General features: G+C 51.1%; 11 protein-coding genes. 6 read left to right on the forward strand and 5 right to left on the reverse strand.

All coding sequences use genetic code 11. The features are described 5' to 3' along the window. Positions 1 to 129: 129 nt before the first annotated feature. The 4 genes from AC1VYI_RS01285 to AC1VYI_RS01300 are packed head-to-tail and all read right to left on the reverse strand — an operon-like array spanning position 130 to position 5537. On the reverse strand, positions 130 to 354 hold the full coding sequence (locus AC1VYI_RS01285) for a hypothetical protein (protein ID WP_239519051.1): 225 nt from the start codon (positions 352 to 354) through the stop codon (positions 130 to 132). Then, positions 354 to 3590 carry a MobF family relaxase gene (mobF, locus tag AC1VYI_RS01290; RefSeq protein WP_163321518.1) on the reverse strand — a complete coding sequence of 1079 codons (3237 nt, stop codon included), beginning with the start codon at positions 3588 to 3590 and terminating at the stop codon, positions 354 to 356. Before mobF ends, AC1VYI_RS01285 begins: the two co-directional genes overlap by 1 nt. After that, the gene (locus tag AC1VYI_RS01295) at positions 3590 to 5119 is read right to left on the reverse strand and encodes a type IV secretion system DNA-binding domain-containing protein (RefSeq protein WP_163321519.1); all 1530 of its coding nucleotides are present in this window, start codon (positions 5117 to 5119) and stop codon (positions 3590 to 3592) included. Before AC1VYI_RS01295 ends, mobF begins: the two co-directional genes overlap by 1 nt. A gap of 1 nt (position 5120) precedes the next feature. Next, positions 5121 to 5537, reverse strand: a complete 417-nt coding sequence (locus AC1VYI_RS01300; protein WP_001749975.1) for a hypothetical protein — start codon at positions 5535 to 5537, stop codon at positions 5121 to 5123. A gap of 567 nt (positions 5538 to 6104) precedes the next feature. On the opposite strand from AC1VYI_RS01300, the gene stbA reads away from it, so the two are divergent. The 3 genes from stbA to AC1VYI_RS01315 all read left to right on the forward strand — a co-directional run bounded on the left by stbA (position 6105) and on the right by AC1VYI_RS01315 (position 7680). Then, positions 6105 to 6491, forward strand: coding sequence for a plasmid stabilization protein StbA (stbA, locus tag AC1VYI_RS01305; protein ID WP_368778962.1), 387 nt, complete (start codon positions 6105 to 6107; stop codon positions 6489 to 6491). Between the two features lie 8 nt (positions 6492 to 6499). Continuing rightward, on the forward strand, positions 6500 to 6691 hold the full coding sequence (locus AC1VYI_RS01310; RefSeq protein ID WP_000861580.1) for a hypothetical protein: 192 nt from the start codon (positions 6500 to 6502) through the stop codon (positions 6689 to 6691). Between the two features lie 77 nt (positions 6692 to 6768). Continuing rightward, positions 6769 to 7680 carry a hypothetical protein gene (locus AC1VYI_RS01315; protein WP_482876245.1) on the forward strand — a complete coding sequence of 304 codons (912 nt, stop codon included), beginning with the start codon at positions 6769 to 6771 and terminating at the stop codon, positions 7678 to 7680. A gap of 38 nt (positions 7681 to 7718) precedes the next feature. Here the strand turns inward: AC1VYI_RS01315 and AC1VYI_RS01320 are convergent, their stop codons facing one another. After that, complete coding sequence (locus AC1VYI_RS01320; RefSeq protein ID WP_000019450.1) at positions 7719 to 8699, reverse strand: IS5-like element ISKpn26 family transposase; 981 nt, start codon at positions 8697 to 8699, stop codon at positions 7719 to 7721. Positions 8700 to 8724: 25 nt separating this feature from the next. Here AC1VYI_RS01320 and AC1VYI_RS01325 point away from each other — a divergent pair, with 25 nt between their 5' ends. The 3 genes from AC1VYI_RS01325 to AC1VYI_RS01335 all read left to right on the forward strand — a co-directional run bounded on the left by AC1VYI_RS01325 (position 8725) and on the right by AC1VYI_RS01335 (position 19771). Further along, positions 8725 to 9078, forward strand: coding sequence for an AAA family ATPase (locus AC1VYI_RS01325; RefSeq protein ID WP_482876251.1), 354 nt, complete (start codon positions 8725 to 8727; stop codon positions 9076 to 9078). A gap of 68 nt (positions 9079 to 9146) precedes the next feature. Then, positions 9147 to 10267, forward strand: a protein-coding gene (locus tag AC1VYI_RS01330; RefSeq protein ID WP_087451024.1) for an IS3-like element ISSen4 family transposase whose coding sequence is annotated in 2 segments (ribosomal slippage) — positions 9147 to 9405 and positions 9405 to 10267 — 1122 coding nt in all. Because the reading frame shifts where the segments join, the coding sequence is not laid out codon by codon here. A gap of 165 nt (positions 10268 to 10432) precedes the next feature. After that, positions 10433 to 19771 carry an autotransporter outer membrane beta-barrel domain-containing protein gene (locus AC1VYI_RS01335; protein WP_047747539.1) on the forward strand — a complete coding sequence of 3113 codons (9339 nt, stop codon included), beginning with the start codon at positions 10433 to 10435 and terminating at the stop codon, positions 19769 to 19771. Positions 19772 to 19830 lie beyond the last annotated feature (59 nt).

A 19830-nucleotide genomic window follows, 5' to 3' on the forward strand; every position in this document is an offset into this window, starting at 1 on the left:
CATGGCCGTTTATAGTCCGCAGTCTCTCCCCTTATTTTTACTGAAGAGCAGACAGAAACCATAAACACCGGCGTTGACACGCCGGGGAAGCCCTTATAGTACAATAATTTTCGATATCCAAACTGACCCCTAATCCATCGCCCAGATGATTTTTGTGAAGAAGAACTCGCGCTCGTTCATGTCCGGGCGCGCGTCCTGGCCCTCCGTGCCAACGGCCAGCAAGTAATCGGCCTGAATTGGCAGTATCAGCGCGCGTAGTAAGTCATGGATCGCCGGATGCGGCAGTCTGCGCGCCAGATTAATTACCCGGTCGAACTTCAGTTTATCCTGCTTGCGCTTGTCGGTCTGCTCCATCAGATTTCATGGCCCCCTTCTTCATGCTCATGCTCATGGGTGTGTTCTTTTCCGGTATGGCTCTGTTCCGCCTGAGACGTCTGCGGCATGGCGTAATCGTCGTAAATGCTGCTGTCAAAGTCGTAGTCTGATGCATCGGCATAATGCTCGTAATCGGCATACTCCTGCGCGCTCCACTGCTGATCGTCGGCAGCAGCATAATCATGGGCCAGCTCTGCATCATTTTGCTGTGCTTCATGACGCCGCAGGCCAACGGAATCATCCATAGGGTTCTGCTTAAGATGAAAGGCGTCCTCTGCGTTGCTCACCGGCTGATAATCAGTGCCGGTTGTCATGTTATGTTCATCGGGTTTCTGGTTAAACGCCATGCTTTCCCCCGTGGCTTCTGGCAGACCTTTTTCAGCTGATCGGGTTTCTAAACTGGTATCGCGGCCAATATCCTTAAACCTGGCCTCAAGCCCAAAGAAACGGTCAATTTCTGCGGCCGTGGTTTTCGGGCTGTCGCGGCTCACGCTCGATGCCAAAGATTTTTTATCGTCGGTAAAAATTTCCACCTCATGACGCGCACGCGAAATACCAACATAAAAAACGTCCTTAGAAGTGGTAAGCGATTTGGTATCTATGTTGAACAACACGCGATCACAGGTAAGCCCCTGGGATTTGTGGACGGTGGTTGCATAAGCATAGGAAAGATAAGAAGCCTGTTTTTTGTCCAGCTCAACCGTGCGCCCTTTTTTGTCCTCAAGCGTCAGTTTTTCACCCTCCACGGTTTTCACCGTGAAGCGGTCGCCGTTGGCAACGTCCAGCGTTTTATCGTTACGCGTTACCATAACCTTATCGCCCGGCGCCAGTTCGGCGCTGACTGCCTGGTATACAGACAGCTTGGTGTGTGTACGCGGGCTGAAAGCGATCTGCTCACCGCTGCTGCTTTCAACCGTCAATTTGTTGCCCGGCCCGGTATCAAGAACCTGGTAAGACTCGCCACGCTTCATACCATTTTTGTAATCCTGTTCGGGGATAATGATTTGCCCTTTACTGAAATAACGGCTGTCGCGGCGTTCCGCCTGTGTCGAATCCACGCGGTCAAGTAGCGTGAACGTTTCGCCGGTTCCGGCAAGCCCCAGATTGCCCCGGATGTAGTCATTGAGGGTTTTGCGTGAGGCGTTCGTACCAGAGATTATCAGGGTGGCATCCTGTTGTTCTGAGGACAGAGACAGGTAGCGATCGGCAAGTTGAGCGAGTCGGGGCGCTTCTTCCTTCAGTTCGTTCACGCCGGTGATATTTTTCAGGGCGCGCGCGGCATTACCTTCAGCGGCATACTTAACCGCCTCAAGCAAAACTTCATTCTTCTGTCGCTGAATGTCTTTCATGTAGCTGGTCTGCATACCTGCTTTAATCAGCTGCTCAAAAGGCTTACCGGCTTCTACCGCTTTCGTCTGTGACGTATCCCCCAGGAATACCGCGCGAGCGTTATGCTTCTCGATCACCTCCATCAGCTGTTTCATCTGTCGGGCGGGTATAACCCCGGCTTCATCAATGAATACGACTGATTTTTCATCCAGCTTTTTATCCTTCGCTTTGAGGAAAGCGGCAACGGTGCGGGCCGGTAATCCATCATCTTCAAGCGCTTTTTTCTGTGTCCCATAGGGGGCCAGCGCCGTGACCTTCAGCCCTTGTGACTCCAGCAGCTCTTTAGCGGCCATCGTCATATAGCTTTTACCGGTACCGGCGTAACCATGTGCGGCCACAAACCGATCTTTGCTCGTCACAATTTCTGTAACCGCGCGCATCTGCTCCTTCTTGAGGGTTTTCCCGGCAAGCAGCTGGCCTGCAATCTCTGCGGTCAGCTGTCGCGGCATCTGCCCCCGGCCGCGTGATTCGATAGTCAGAATGGAACGCTCAAGGCGAATACCCTCCACGGTAGTGACGCGGTGGCTGGTCTTTTTAAGCCTGCCGTTTTTAATACCATCATCTACCGCAAAACGGGCTTTATCCGCACGCATCCCGCTATTCGTCAGCGAGTCGATCCACTCTTTGCGCGTCAGAGTTTCGGCCATAACTGAAGCACCGACCTTCAGAGTTGATTGATACCGGGCTTCGCCCTCGATGATGGCGCCCTTTTGTACCGCCTTCAGGTACGCTTTTTCAACATCGGCTATTGTGGCATGGCCCAGCACCTGCTTATTAGCGATTTGAATCAGCTTCTGGCGTTCAAAGCTGGCATCGCGCTCTGACAGCGACTTAACTGCAAACTGGATAGCCCGGTCAGCTTTAACCTCCGGGCTGGTAAAATCCGGGGCCATGTTGCGCGCTATATCAGCCTCCAGAGGTTTACCGTGTCCCTGCCATTCACGGTTATCAAAATCAATGCCGAGCGTTTTGGCGCGGCTGGCCCATTCCTGGTGAATTTCTTCACGGGAATGCTCTGTTTTCTTTTCACGCGTAGCCATCGAGACGCGGCTTTTCGTCTGAGCATCGGCGGTTTCCCGCGTCAGACCCATTGCAGCGAGTCCCTTTTCAATTTGCTCCGACCGGCGGGAAAAAGCGCGAATCTGTTCATCTGAAAAATGGGCCATATCGAACGTGTTATTTTTGCTGTTGTAACGCAGCTCATAACCGGCTTTGGTCAACTCCAACGCCAGCTCCTGTTTGTAAACATCGCCCAGGTGCATTTTGTTACGCATCAGCTCATCATTTTTGAGCGCGCGCCACTGGCCGTCCTCGCGCTGGGTCATGTTCATGACAAAAGCGTGTGTGTGCAAATCAGGATCTAGCGCCCTGGAAGTTTCGTGGCGGAAAGTAGCGACGACAAGGTTATTGGTATTCTGGGTTACTGATTTCCCCTGGCGAGTCGTCCGGGCCTGCGCGAGTTTTTCAGCTTCACGCACAGCAGCGGCAACAGCTTTTTCATGAGCCTCGATAATGGTTTTATCGCCGTGTATCAGCGCCTGCATGGATACCCCTTTAGGCGCTGAAAACGTCAGGTCGTAGCCCAGACGCTCTTTTTTGGCATCACCCACGTGTCGCTGCATATGCGTGAAGGTATCTATCTCTCCGACAAGCAGCTCTTTAAACCGGGCTGATTCAACGTCCCCGGATAAGCCGAGGGCTTCAGCTCCGGTTCCCTGCCAGGACGTGAATGATGAATCCTTACTGTAGTAATCATCCTTTGCATCAGAGTAGTAGCCCACAACGCTAGTGACGTTCTGGCGGGTAATCGTGGTTATATCAAGCATCAGATCTCCCTCAGTTCAATGCCAGGAACAGGGTTTTTGCGATGGTATTTAACGTGTTTAGCCTTGAACTTAGCGACGGGCATATCACCAGGCAACGCCAGATAGCCGGTGAGGTTTGGCAACATTGATATTTCGGTAGGCGTTACGGCACGAACAACTTTAACGTCGCGGCGTTTACGGACAATCCAGGGCTTCTGAGGATCGGATTCTTTACGCTCAACTTCGCCTTCTATCTCACCGAGTGAGCGCGACATTTGATCCAACGTTTCATCACCGAGACGGCTGCCGCCCAGCACGATGTTAGAACGCATGTTAGCCAGAATTGTCTGAGCCATATCCCGACCATAAACCTTAACCAGCTGAGAATAGGTTTGATAGCCAGCATAAACACACAGACCGCTTTTACGCCCTTTGGTCAGTGCATCGTTGAGGTTTGGCAGAAACTGGAGTGATTCCAGCTCGTCAATAAATACATTAATGCGGCTTTCTTTTTCACCCATACCCAGCACGATAGAAAAAATCGAATCCAGCCAGCAGGAAATTAGCGGATTAAGTGACCTTTTCATTTCTTCCTGCCAGGTGATAAACAGGGTTCCCGGCTTTCCATCATCAAGCCAGTCACGCAGGGAAAAATTACCTTCCGGCATTTTCAAATGTGGGGCAAGATTCTTACTGAGAACAAATCGCGCGCTTCCAACTGCTTTTTCAGACCCGGAAAAAATAGCTTCGGCAGGCGTACCCATTAAAAATTCTTTTAATTTTTTCTGGTCAACGTTACAGGCCCAGTGAATAACTTCTTCCATAGTTACTGTGCTGTATAGGCTGTGAAGTTTTTTCGAAACTTCACTAAAAATAAGACGGCCATAGCCGAACCATTCTTCAGTAGCCATATCAGGGCTTTCCTGAACAATAGAGTTCACTAAGCGCTCGTAATCATATGAACGGCGAATTTCATTGAAAAACACCCAGCCTTCAGTGCGTTTATCATAGGCGTTTAAAATAACATCGCCGGGACGATAGAAATTCTTTAAGAAGCCCCCATTTGGATCTAAAGCAATATTTTTGCCGCCTCTAATGATGCTCTTAAATAACAGTTCATTGAAAATTGTGGTTTTACCAGTACCGGTTGTACCGGCAATCGAAAAATGCAAGTTCTCAGCGTATGTAGGTATGGGGATATTAGCCACGGTTAACTGGTTGACACCTCTTTCGCGTGTTTTATCAGCGAGTGTTCTGGCGCGAACAAGCTCTGTACCACGATAAATCTTTTTGAATCTTTCGCCTTTAAACACGCGTGATTTATCATAAATGATAAAAGCGATCAGACCGCCAACACCAATAAACCAGCCAGCAATTAAAGCTGACCATAAAGGCCATAGCGAAAAAGTATTCTTAACCAGATACGGAATCAGGTATTTAGCCGTGGATGCATCAATACCGTAGGTAAATTTTGCAACTAGAAACCATACCATCACTGGAGGCAAAGTAATTGCAAATAAAAATGCTAAGCCTCTTTCTCTATCGTCCATTTCAGCGCTCCTTTTTTGGTTCCCAGACTTTGTAGCCGTTACGTTCAACCTCTGCTTTTGCCGCTTTGGTTTTGCCCGGTTCTGCTATCGAGCGCAGGAGGATTAGCGTTTCAATAGCGAGTGATTCATGCAACATCATCTGTCCTGCCGGTGGGAATTTTACGCCAGATAGCGTTTCGGTTATTGCCTTCAGCTCATCGCGCAGTGGGCCAAAATCCGCATCTGAAGCACGGTCAAAAAGATAATCCAGTTTGCGATTTACGTCGCTCAGCCGGTCGGCAACTATTTTCAACCCGGACTCCCGATCACCTGGGCCAGCTTCAATGCAGCGCCGCAGATAATCTGACCGATTACCTCCTGAAACCAGGTCTATATAGGCCAAAAGTTCATCTGATACTTTTGCGGTTATTATTGGCATTCAGTCCTCACATTGTGCATTTCTTAAACAAAAAATTGAGATCTAACAAGCTGAAATCTTAGTATTACCAAAGTAATAATGCAAACTCATTATAAAACAATAGGTTATTTGGTGTTTTTAATACCTAATTATTACCTAATATTGACGCTATTTATTTTTTTATCTTTTAAATCAGTATGATAGCGTGATTTATCGCGCTGCGTTAGGTGTATAGCAGGTTAAGGGATAAAAAATCATCTTTTTTTGGTAGGGCGATCTCCGTAGGTTAAGGGTCATTTGGCTAAAAAGCGTCCTATTCTTTGATGGTCATGCTTGCATGACCATCTGAGCAACCAAAAACTACATATAAACTACAGATAAACTACAGATAAACTACAAAAAACGTTTTGCATTAGTGTTGGAAGACTACAAACAGACTACAATAAAACTACAAAGAAACTACAAAAAACGTGACAGACTACAAATAGACTACAAATAGACTACAAGAATACTACAGATAAACTACAAAACTCGATTGACCCCTTCTTACGAGTGTTGTAGAGTCATTTTCATACAACGGAGGGGGTTATGAATAAACCAGCAGATCTGAAACCCCGCAACTTATCGGCTGCTGTCAGATTGCGCCTAAATGAAATCGAGAACTGGCTGGACAGAGGGCTAACGCGGCATGAAATTGCTGAAATCCTCGACAGCGAATACAGCTTTTCGGTAACAGCCAAAGGGCTTGAGATGGCACTGTATAGAACGCGGCAAAACCGAAAAAATGTATTGCACAATACACATGATAAGAGTAACGCGAAGGGTGCAGCGGAAAGTGTATTGCACAATACACAACCGTCTGAGCCTGAAGCGCAGGAAAGTGAAAAAGCAGAGAGTCCCGGCATTATTGATAAAGAATTCTTCAATAAAATCGGTGAGAATTTCGACCCTAAGAAGTTCAACAAAAAATTCTGAGGTGATTTATGAAAGTAGCGGTAATTAATTACAGTGGCAGTGTTCGTAAAACCTTAATTTCATCTTACCTGTTAGCTCCGCGCCTGACTGGTGCAAAGTTCTATGCGGTAGAGACTATCAACCAGTCTGCTTCCGATCTGGGTATTGAAAATGTGACCAGTTTTAAAGGTGACGACTTCTCACGTTTGATTGAGGGGTAATGACTCCAACTTACTGGTAGTGTTTTAGCGAAGTTAAGTGACACAATAGTTTAATCTGGAGGAATTAATGAAGAGTTATGAGTAATTTTAATTTTCTAACAGACATCAGCCCTGAACTCGCTCAATTTGGTAAAAGTGCCGAGCTGTATTGCCATGATGATAAGCAGGTAGCACTAGTGAAACTTAGGTGTTTTACTGAAGTAGTCGTTGGGGAAATTTATTCACGTTTATCGCTAACCCCACCTGTTCGTGATGATTTATATAATCGACTGCGCAGCTACGAATTCAAGGACGTTGTCAGTGATAAGGGAATCTGGGCCAAATTAGATGTATTGCGACATAAAGGTAACAAAGCCGCCCACTCTAGCAATGGTTCAGACGAGATTTCCCTCAATGAAACACTCTGGTTAATCAAAGAAGCTTATTTAGTCGCCCGTTGGTATGCTCAAGCTATTCTCAATAAGCCTATCACTCCGCCAGAGTTTGTTGATCCGGTAAAACCTATCGATCATACATCTCGCTTAGAAGCAGAGTTAGAACGGCAACGTCAAGAACTCAATAAACGAGAGTCTGAATTAAAGACCCAGCTTGCTGATAATAGTGATAAATATCAACAACAGACGAGTGAGCTAATAGCTCAACTAGACGAAAAAAACGACACACTTTCCAATGTAAAAAAAGAGCAAGCACTATTACAGATTGAACTTGAACAAAAACAAAAAGATCTAGTCGCTTCACAACAAGCCTTCTTTGATTACAGGACGCGTGAAGAGTTTAAACAAGCTAGTATTTCATCAGCTTCAAGCTTTGATCTTGATATGGAAGTGACGCGCCGAAATATTGATATATTTGATTGCTTTGAAGGAGTAAGTTTAACTAAGGAAGGTGCGAATAAGCAGGTCATTTCTTCCCAAGCTGACTCGCTGATTAAAATTTCGCGGATCTGGGCCGATTTTTTTCCCGCAAACACATCGAATCAGCCTATTTAGGCTATTTTTTCCACCATTTCTGGCGTTATTTCCGGTTTTTACTGAGATCTCTCCCACTGACGTATCATTTGGTCCACCCGAAACAGGTTGGCCAGGGTGAATAACATCGCCAGTTGGTTATCGTTTTTCAGCAGCCCCTTGTATCTGGCTTTCACGAAGCCGAACTGCCGCTTGATGATGCGAAACGGGTGCTCCACCCTGGCACGGATGCTGGCTTTCATGTATTCGATGTTGATGGCCGTTTTGTTCTTGCGCGGATGCTGCTTCAAGGTTTTTACCCTGCCGGGACGCTCGGCGATCAGCCAGTCCACATCCACCTCGGCCAGCTCCTCGCGCTGTGGCGCTCCTTGGTAGCCGGCATCGGCTGAGACAAATTGCTCCTCTCCATGAAGCAGATTACCCAGCTGATTGAGGTCATGCTCGTTGGCCGCGGTGGTGACCAGGCTGTGGGTCAGGCCACTCTTGGCATCGACACCAATGTGGGCCTTCATGCCAAAGTGCCACTGATTGCCTTTCTTGGTCTGATGCATCTCCGGATCGCGTTGCTGCTCTTTGTTCTTGGTCGAGCTGGGTGCCTCAATGATGGTGGCATCCACCAAAGTGCCTTGGGTCATCATGACGCCTGCTTCGGCCAGCCAGCGATTGATGGTCTTGAACAATTGACGGGCCAGTTGATGCTGCTCGAGCAGGTGGCGGAAATTCATGATGGTGGTGCGATCCGGCAGGGCGCTATCCAGGGATAATCGGGCAAACAGGCGCATGGAGGCGATTTCGTACAGGGCATCTTCCATGGCACCGTCGCTCAGGTTGTACCAATGCTGCATGCAGTGAATACGCAGCATGGTCTCCAGCGGATAGGGCCGTCGGCCATTGCCCGCCTTGGGATAAAACGGCTCGATGACAGCGGTCATATTCTGCCATGGCAGAATCTGCTCCATGCGGGAGAGGAAAATCTCTTTTCGGGTCTGACGGCGCTTAGTGCTGAATTCACTATCGGCGAAGGTGAGTTGATGGCTCATGATGTCCCTCTGGGATGCGCTCCGGATGAATATGATGATCTCATATCAGGAACTTGTTCGCACCTTCCCTAAAGGTCAAAACCAAATAGTTAAGCAAATAAATGAGTTTCTAACCGATACCAAACAAAACGTATTTTTACTTAATGGTTATGCAGGTACAGGTAAAACATTTATAACTAAAGGAATTACTCAGTACCTAGAAAGAATTGGTCGTGAATTCGCTATTATGGCCCCGACGGGGAAAGCCGCGAAAGTGATATCAGACAAAACAATGCAACCTGCCAGCACTATTCACCGCGTGATATACAATTACGACAACGTGAAAGAGTACAAAGTTGACGGTGTGGAAGGGTCTGAAACTTATCGTTGCTATGCTTGACCTGCTCCCCGTTGATTAGTACACCCCGATGTTAGTAATGTCTTCATAAGCCACATGAGGACATCCCCATGAAGAAGCGTTTTTCCGACGAACAGATCATCAGTATTCTCCGCGAAGCCGAAGCTGGGGTACCCGCCCGTGAACTCTGCCGCAAGCATGCCATTTCCGATGCCACGTTTTACACCTGGCGTAAGAAGTATGGCGGTATGGAGGTGCCTGAAGTTAAGCGCCTGAAGTCGCTTGAGGAAGAGAACGCCAGACTCAAGAAGCTGCTTGCCGAAGCCATGCTGGATAAAGAGGCGCTTCAGGTGGCTCTTGGGCGAAAGTACTGACGACAGACCAGAAGCGGGAAGCCGTGATGTTGATGTGTGATGCGACCGGTCTGTCGCAACGTCGTGCCTGCAGGCTTACAGGTTTATCCCTGTCGACCTGCCGCTATGAGGCTCACCGTCCGGCTGCTGATGCGCATTTATCAGGGCGCATCACTGAGCTGGCACTGGAGCGCAGGCGTTTTGGCTACCGTCGTATTTGGCAGTTGCTGCGCCGTGAAGGGCTTCATGTTAATCATAAGCGCGTGTACCGGCTTTATCACCTCAGTGGCCTGGGCGTAAAACGCAGAAGACGTCGTAAAGGGCTGGCAACAGAACGTCTGCCGCTGCTCCGTCCGGCGGCGCCCAATCTGACCTGGTCGATGGATTTCGTCATGGACGCACTTTCCACCGGTCGCAGGATCAAGTGTCTTACCTGCGTCGATGATTTCACAAAGGAATGCCTGACGGTCACTGTTGCCTTTGGGATTTCAGGCGTTCAGGTCACGCGTATTCTGGACAGCATTGCACTGTTTCGAGGCTATCCGGCGACGATAAGAACTGACCAGGGGCCGGAGTTCACTTGCCGTGCACTGGATCAATGGGCTTTTGAGCATGGTGTTGAGTTGCGCTTAATCCAGCCGGGCAAGCCAACGCAGAACGGATTTATTGAGAGCTTTAACGGACGATTTCGCGATGAATGTTTGAATGAGCACTGGTTCAGCGATATCGTTCATGCCAGGAAAATTATTAATGACTGGCGGCAGGATTATAACGAATGCCGCCCGCACTCCACGCTGAATTATCAGACACCGTCTGAATTTGCAGCGGGCTGGAGAAAGGGTCATTCTGAGAATGAAGATTCCGACGTTACTAACTGAGTGTTGTATCTAATCGTGGGGGCAGGTCAATTCGATGTGTTTGCGGGAAAAAAATCGGCCCAGATCCGCGAAATTTTAATCAGCGAGTCAGCTTGGGAAGAAATGACCTGCTTATTCGCACCTTCCTTAACACATACATAACAGGAATGTAGACAAGGGGTATATATGAACAAAGTTTACAGCATTATTTGGAACGCGGCGCTCGGTATCTGGGTGGTCGTTTCTGAATTAACGAAAGGAAAGAAAAAAAGCAGTTCGCGTAAAACTGTCGCCGTACTGGCAGCTGGCGCATTAAGCGGTGCTTCATTGCTGGCTTCTGCAGCCCAGATTACCGCAACGGGTGAACACGATATTCATGAAGACTTCAAGACAGGTATTTCCGCTGGGGTTTATGAGGGTATCCACGACTACGGCTTCTTATATGAAGATAACACAACTGGTCAGGCACTGAATATCAGTGGTGCAATCCCAACATTTAGCCCGGGTCAAAGCGGCGTTGTTGAATCAACCACTATCCGGGAACTGCTGGAAAGCGGCAAAATCACCCTGCTGGCGACCAGCCCTGACCAGAGCGTAAAAACCATTACCAACTCTGAAGAACTGGCGGAATACCTGACTTACAACCAGTCGTCAACGCCTTCGCAGAGCACAGAATTTGATATCAACGATCCGGCGTTTCCCGGCGAAAAAACGACCATCAAAGTCTTTGATACCAATGAGTTAAATGGTTTTCTTACCGAAGCGCAAGTCGGCGATGCGGTATTAAACACCTTTGATGCTCAGAAATCAGAAATCTATAAGCAATTTGGTATCGCACTGGCGACAAATGGCTCCATTGCCAATCTGAATATTGGCAACGACACCCTCAATGTGCGTGACAAAGCCAATACCATTGAAATGCTGGCAAAAGATTCCTCGCTGCTGGAAGCACAAGGTACTGCAAGCCAGGTGAACTGGCAGTCAGATAACTATATAAAATTTAACGCAGCCCCGGTGATCCCTGAAAAAACGTTCACCGGTTCAGCGCAAACCTCCGTGTTTGGCGATGATGTGACGCTGATGACCTATGGCTATGACGAGGATGGTCAGGTCGTCAAAACCGGGGAGCGCACATTTACCATTACCAACACACAAGAACTGGCCGAATTCAATGACTGGCTGTTGGGCAAAAGCGACGACGCGGCACTCAACCCTGATGGTGAAAAAGTCAGCCAAATCCAGCTGTGGATAGATGCGGAGGAAGTCACAACCGTCACCGCAGCACAAACAAAGTACGCCGGGCTGATTGAAAATCTGCTCACCTCCGGTAAGCCAGCTGACATACTCAGCTGGGATTACGACGTCTGGACCGACGGTTTGTCACATACCAACAACGCGACCGCTGGCCGTGGTGAGTTACATGCCATCTACGCCAACGGCGCAGGCACCTCAGGCACCTTGAACAAAGACGCGATTATTGCCGTTGACGGCAGTATTAATGGCGTGATGAAAGCCATTAATGGTGGGGTTATCACTAACCTTGGTGAGCTGAACGCATTACGCACGTCTACCGGGCAAAGCCTGGCGATTGGCATGCTGGCAAAAGACGCGACGGCAACCAACAACGGGATCATCAACTCCGGGCTGTTTATTGATAAAGACGGCAACCAAAACGTCAACAGCTATGGCGCATTTGGTATGCAGGGGCAAGGCGCCAGTCAAATCACCAACGAAGGCACCATCAACCAGGCGATCACCACCGATAACTTCGGTACCGCTTCTGCCGCCGATCCCTGGAGTAAGGACAAACCCGCTGGCGAGCTGACGCTGGCCATTGGTATGCAACTGTCTGACAATGCTCAAGGGGTCAACAACGGCGATATCAACGTCGTGGACGGGCGCAAAAACGGTGCATCCTACGGCAGCGGCATCGCCTATGGCGTAGAAGTCGCCGACAACGCCACCTTTACCAACAGCGCAGGTGCCTCTATTTATCTTGGCCGTAACGCAAGTGATCCGTCTAAAGATGTCACCATGTCAGGCGGTTCAAGTCTGAGCGCCGGGATCATGACCAAGAGCGCCAAAGAGGTGATTAACAACGGCCTTATCACGCTGGGAACCGGCGTACGTAACGCCGCGGGTATGCTGATTGGTAACGCGACCGGCAACGTCATCAATACCGGTAATATCGTGATCAATGGCGATTCCAGCGCGGGGAGTAGCAGGAACTACGGTATCACCGTGCGTGACAGCGGCGCGGAAAATAATCAGGAAATTCGCAACGACGGCAAGATTAACGTCAACGGCACCAACAACGTCGGCATCCACGTCAGCGCAACTAACAAAAATGCCGAAGCCACGACCAGCGCTTCAGGCTCTATCGTAGTTGATGGTGAAGGTAGTGTCGGTAACCGTAACTATGCCGTCTGGGCTGAAGGTGGCAAAGATGGAAAGGCAGTGGTCAACGTCTATTCCAACATCACGCTAAACAAAGCCGGGAACATCGGCGTACACGTGCGTGATAACGCCGTCGCTAACGTCGACAGCCTGAGTAGCCCGGCATTCAACAGCACCGATCAGATTGGCTATTACCTGTATGGTAAAGGCGCAACTGCGAATATTGGTCAGGCGGTAATGAATGACAACGGGCAGGATCGCACCACCATTTTCCGTATTGCCAACGGCGCAATGCTGGCCGGTAACACCACCACTCCTGACGGTCAGCCCAGCTCAAACCTTGACCTGACCTTAAGCGGCGAACAGTCCGTTGGCGTATTAGCGACGGGCACAGGCAGTAGTGTGGATACCGGCGAAGCCACGTTCACCGTGCAGGGCACCGACTCCGCCGCGCTGCTGATTGAAGGCGGTGCCACAGGTAACATCAGCGATAAAACCACCATCAATTTAACCGGTGAAAGAACCATTGCCGGGGTAGTGGACGGTCAGGCTCACCAGTTGAATGGCAACGCAGAGGGTAGCGCCACTCCGACCATCCTCACTTCAAACGCAAAAATCACTTCAGAAGCCAGCGGCAACAAGGTTATTGCCTATGTGGCAAGGAACCAGGGCAGCCTGATCCTCGATACCCAGGCAATTATCGATCTTGCCAGCACCGACAGCATTGGTGTTAACGTGCAACAAGGCGGGAGTTTAACCAATAACGCGACCGCTGCCTTACATGTGAGTAACGGCATTGGCGTACAAGCTTCTGGTTCGAACGCACAGATTAAAAAATTGGGTCAGATTCAAGTTGATGATGGAACCGCAGGGGTTCTGCTGACCAACGGTGCCAGCCTGAATATTACTGGTAATACTGGCGATGCCATCACCACCAATGGCACTGCTGACGGTATTCGCCTGGACACCGGAGCCGGTAAGCTGGCTGCCAAAGGGGTGATTATTAGCGCCGAAGGTACTGGCGCGGGCATTCAAAACGATGCCAACAATACCGATATCACACTCAATGATGTCACCATCAATGCCAACGACGGTCCGGGGATCCGTACCAGCGTCGCGTTAAACATGAAAGATGGCCTGAATAACATTCTGAACGTTAACGGTAAAGGTACCGGCTTCGCCTTTGAGCAGCGCAATGGTGACGCAGTGACAGGCAATCTGACCATCGGTAAAGGCTATACCGTTGAGGTGCATAACAGCGAAGGCAGCGGTATCCGCGCCAATACGGACGGTAAGGTCACCACCAATGCCAATATCAACGTCTACGACAGCGCAGGTGGTTCTGCAATCATCGCTAAAAATGTTAGCGCAATAGCCAATAGCGGAAAAATTACCTCTGCCAGCACCACCGCACCCGTTATTGATGCCAGCGGTGACAGCAATAAAAAAATCACCAATACCGGTACCCTTCAGGCTATCAACGATACGGCAGTGGCGATTCAATCTGGCAAGGGCAATGACACCATTGATATCAGCCAGGGTATCACCAGTGGCGTGATCAACACTGGAGAAGGCAAGGACACCTTTAACTGGCAAAGCGGAACCTTTGCGGGCGAGGTGAATTTCGCCGGAACCGGCGGCAACAATAAAGCCAACATCGGCAATGTGACGCTGGATAAAACGCGCCATATCACTACCGAAGCCGGCAGTGGCAACGCCCTCACCTTCACCAATACACACGGTAACAGTGCGAAAATTGGCAGTCTGAGCAGCGATAACCTGACCACCGGTACCAACATCGGCACGGGTTGGGACTCACTGACCATTAGCGGTTCAAGTGCAGATATGCGCATCGTCGATCGTCTGCAACTGGCAAGTAAAACCATTGCGGTTACCAATGGCGCAACGCTGCGTACCGGCGATCACGGCGAGTCCACCAGCACTGCCGCGACCATCGCTGACTACAATGTGACGACTCAGGGTACAGGCAGCCGGGTCATCTTTGACACGCAGGGCGACACGACGGCTGCGCAGATCTATAACGGCGTCATCAGCGGTGATGGGAAGTTTGAACGCGCGGCAGGCGGCACCACTGTCTTTACCGCCAACAACACCTATACCGGCTCCACCACTATTGATCAAACCGGTACGCTGCAGTTGGGTGACGGCGGAAATACAGGCGGAGTCAACGCCGTGTCTGACATCATCGACAATGGCGTGCTGGCGATTAATCGGGCCAATGATGTGCTGCTTGGCGGCGTAATCTCCGGGATCGGTGCGTTACAGCAGATTGGTAACGGTATTACTCGCCTGACGGGCAATAACACCTATACCGGCGACACGACCGTCACCAGCGGTACGCTACTGGTGAAAGGGAATCAGAGTGCCGCGACGGGTGTGACCAAAGTAAGCGGTACGGCGACGCTGGGGGGTAACGGGGTGATCGGCGGCGACGTGCTGATGAACGATGCCTCTACCCTCAGCGCCGGTGACGGCGGTGCGGGTACGTTATCCATTAACGGTAATCTGCAGCTTGGCAGCAAAACGACCTCCGCTTTCGAACTGGGTCAAGCCTATACGCCAGGCGGCGCGCTAAACGATCTGATTAACGTCGCAGGCGATCTGCAACTGGACGGGACTCTGGACGTCACCACTTCACAGGGTGGTAACTTCGGACCGGGCGTGTACCGTATCTATAACTACGGTGGCACGCTGGATAACCAGACGCTGGAATTAGGCGCGATACCGAATAGCCAGGATAAGAGCAATATTTTTGTTCAAACCTCCATCGACAAACAGGTCAACCTGGTGAATGCCAACGGCGTTACCCTGCAGTTCTGGGACGGCGCAACCGTTAATCAGAGCCACGGCGCGTCGGGCATTGAAGGCGACAGCAAAATTGACGGTGGCGATGGCAAATGGATGGCAATCGGCAGTCAGGGTGATAACAACTGGACCACCGCAACCGGTGAGGGTAACGCCCCTTGGGCACAGAAGTCCTTCGCCGTCTTCACCACCAAAGGCGGTACCGTTACCGTGGATAACGCCGCGGGAGAAGTTAACTTCTCCGGAGCACAGTTTGATGCCGATGGCTATGTCGTTAAAGGCGATGCGCTTAACGCGTATGCCACCACGGAAAACGCGACCCACGCAGGCCAGACGCCGGGGACTGGCGAACTGCTGGTGCGCGTTGGCGCTGGTGGCGCGGGGCAAAACTATACCGCGACCATTGAGTCCGTTATCCGCGAGGCCAGTACTGCTGACAAGCTGACGCTGGTGAAAACCGACCTTGGCCGTCTGATCCTCAGCGGTGACAACGAATATCGCGGCGGCACGCGCATTGATGGCGGCACGTTGCAGATCTCCTCCGACAGCAATCTCGGCCAGAGCGGAACTGACCTGGCCATCAATAACGGTTCAACGCTGCAACTGGGCGCGGACCTGACCAGCAATCGCACCATTGAGCTGGGAGCGAATGAGAATGCTGCGGTGTTTGACCTTAATTCGCACCACTTCACGCCAACCGGTGAGATTACCGGCGAGGGTAAACTGAAAGTTACCAGCAGCTCTAGTGATGCGGGCAGCACCTTGTCGCTCGACCGCGCAAACAGCTACAAAGGCGACACCGAAATTGCCGGTACCGGAAACGCCAACAATGTGACGGTCAACGTCAGCAAAACCGGAGCCTTTGGCAGTAATGAAAGCAGCACCGTGAACGTCAATAAGGGTGCGACGCTCAATGTCAGCGGGACAGATACCAGCCTGAAATCCCTGACTATGAACATCGCCGACAGCCTGTTAACGCTGGCGGATAACGTCACCGCCGCAAGCGCAATGCTGAACCTGACGGGCACGGCGAAAGCGGTGTTAACCAACAACGCCAGCGCGGGCAACGCGACGGTTAACGTGTCAAAAGACAGTACCCTGGCGCTGGAAGAAAATGCCAGCGGGGGCAATGCCACCGTGAATAACAGCGGACTGATGACCTTTGCTGACTATGCGATGGCAGAGAACACCGTCGTTAAAAACCTGGTTGGCGGTAAGGTCGATATCAGCGCAGTCGACAGCGCAACGTCTATCGGCTCGTTGTCCGGCGCGGGTAATGTCGAACTGGGCAATAAAGAACTGTCGCTGGGTAATCTGCATCTTGATGACACCATCAGCGGTATTATCAGCGGCAACGACGGCAGCCTGGTGAAAATCGGTGACGGTACGTTGACGCTGACCGGCGATAACACTTACACCGGCACCACAGACGTCAATGAAGGCGTGCTGCTGGTCAACGGTAATCAGTCTGCGGCTACCGGCCAGGTGACGGTGAAATCCGGGGCAACGCTCGGCGGTAACGGTATTATCGGCGGCGCGGTTGATGTGCTGGACGACGCGCATATTACCGCAGGTGCAGCTATCAACAGTGTGGGTAAACTGACTACCGGTTCTCTGACGCTCAGTGATAACGCCCAACTGGATTATCAGTTTGGTCAGGCTTATACCCCGGGCGGTGCCTTCAACGACTTGATTGACGTAAATGGCGATCTGACGCTCGACGGTAAGCTCAACATTGAAACCTCACCAGGCGGAAGCTTTGATGTGGGCGTTTACCGCGTCATCAACTACACCGGCACATTGACCAACAATGTGATGGATATTGCTAACGCACCGGAAGCAGCTGACAGCCTGTACGTGCAGACATCGGTGAAAAATCAGGTCAACCTGGTCAACCACGCCGGACTGACGCTGCGCTTCTGGGACGGCACCGGCGGTGAGAATGGCGAGCTGAAAAATAACGGCGTCATTAACGGCGGCGACGGTATCTGGCAATCCAGCCAGGGTAACGACAACTGGACCACCGATGAATCGACGCCAGAAGGCGCGTTGAACGCACCGTTTACCGATGCCGCATTCGCCGTCTTCCAGGGTGAAGCGGGCAACGTAACCGTCGATAACAGCAAAGGCGATGTCATCATCAGCGGCGCGCAGTTCGCCACCGATGGTTATCGTGTGGGCGGAGAAGCCATTACCACCGACACGGCAAACACCCTGATTCGTGTCGGCGATGGCACAGTAGACGGCGCCAGTTACACCGCCACTATCGACAGCGTTATCCGAGGTACCGGCGGCCTGAATAAAGGCGATCTCGGTACGCTGATTCTCACCGGCGACAATACTTACAGCGGTGGCACCACCATCACCTCAGGGACGCTGCAGGTGGCGGGTGATACCAACCTGGGTGCGGCAGATACGGGAATTACCTTTAATGGCGGTACGCTGAAGTATGGCGAAGCGTTTGATACTGCCCGTCAGGTGACGCTGGAATCCGGCGGCGGGACATTCGACACCAACGGGCATGACGTTTCTCTGCTGACGGAAGTCGAAGGTAACGGTCAACTGACCAAAACCGGTAAAGGCTCCCTCACCCTGACGCTGGATAACACCTACACCGGTGGCACCACCATCGAACAAGGTGTTTTACAACTGGGTAACGGCGGTGATATTGGCAGCATTCAGGGGGATGTCGTTGATAACGGCGTACTCAACGTCAATCGTGGCGATACCCTGGCGCTGACCGGCAATATCAGTGGTAAAGGCCAGTTGCATCAGACCGGTAGCGGCATTACCGAGCTGCAAGGTGAAAACAGCTACAGCGGCGCTACGTTGATCGCCAACGGCGTGCTGCAAGCGGGTAATACCAACACCCTGAGTAGCGCATCACACCACTATGTAGTCGCAGACACCACGTTGAACACGCAGGGCTATAACCAGACGGTAGCGGGCCTGAGCAACGGTGGCGATGTCTCGCTCATCGGTCAGCAGACTGGCACAACCTTAACCGTCAAAGGGGATTACACCGGCGAAAAAGGGACTATCAACATGGCAGCTATCCAGAATGGTAGCGGAGCAGGCATTGCCGACCGTCTGATTATCGATGGCGGTAAAGCCAGCGGTAGCACACTGCTGGATGTCGATGGTTCTGGTCTTGGCGCGCCGACCATTGGGGATGGTATCGAAGTGGTGACTGCGCTCAATGGCGCAACCACAACCGCGCAAACGTCGCGGGATGCCTTCCATCTTGCCGCCGATCGTATGGCTGCAGGTGCGTTTGAGTACCAACTACATGCGGGTAATGCTCAGGGCCAGGGTGAAAACTGGTATCTGAGAAGTGAATACCGTCCAGAAACCATGCTGTATTCTGGCCTCGCCAGCGTAGTACGTCAGGGTGATATTAGCCTGTTAGGTAACATGCACCAACGTATGGGGGACGAGGTTAAACCGGGCATTGATGAAGACAATCGCGCCTGGGCAAGAATGATTGGCTACTCCGGTAAAACCAAACTGGATGATGCTGCCGGTACGCAAACCAGCTCCCATACCATGGGTATCCAGGTCGGCGTTGATATGTATGCTAACGAAAGCTGGAAAGCCGGGATGTATACCAGCATCCTTGATATCGACAGCAACGTGAAAGGCACGAAGACAGGCAGCGATGGCAAAGGCGGTAACATCGACGACAACGCATTTTACGTCGGTGGCTATGCGACCTGGTTCTCGGGTGACGGTATGTATGTTGATAACGTCCTGCAGTACGGTAACCATAAATCCCGCCTGGCGGCGACCGGTAACAATGGCTCGTATACCGTCAGAGGCAACACGCTGACGGCGTCGACAGAGGTGGGTAAATCGTTCCGTTTAGGCGCCAGCGCATGGAGTCTGGAGCCTCAGGCTCAGTTGATCTACCAGTACAGCGACTTTGATAACAGCACGCTGGATGGTGTGACCCCAACGAAAGTGAAAATGGATACCGCAGACTCCTTTACCGCGCGTCTGGGCGTGCGTCTGGTCGCTGACTATGACACCAACCATGGCAAATTCCAGCCGTACGGCAGGGTTAACGTCTGGCAGGGTCTGGGTTCAAAAGACAAAACGCACTTTAGCAATGCGGTAGCCACCACTACGCTGGAATCTTCACAGCAGTACTCCAGCACTGAAGTTGCAGCCGGCCTGTCATGGTCTATCGACAGAAACCTGCAGGTCTACGGTGAGCTGGGTACGCAATTCAGCAACGGCGGCAGTAAGTCGCAGATCGAAGCGCCGGTCAATGCCTCTATCGGCTTTAAGAAATCGTTCTAAGCTGACATAAACTCGCCAGCCTCCTGCTTAGCAGGGGGCTTTTTTTTGCTTATAGTATT

Source organism: Enterobacter sp. QK-SA4 (genome assembly GCF_056856775.1).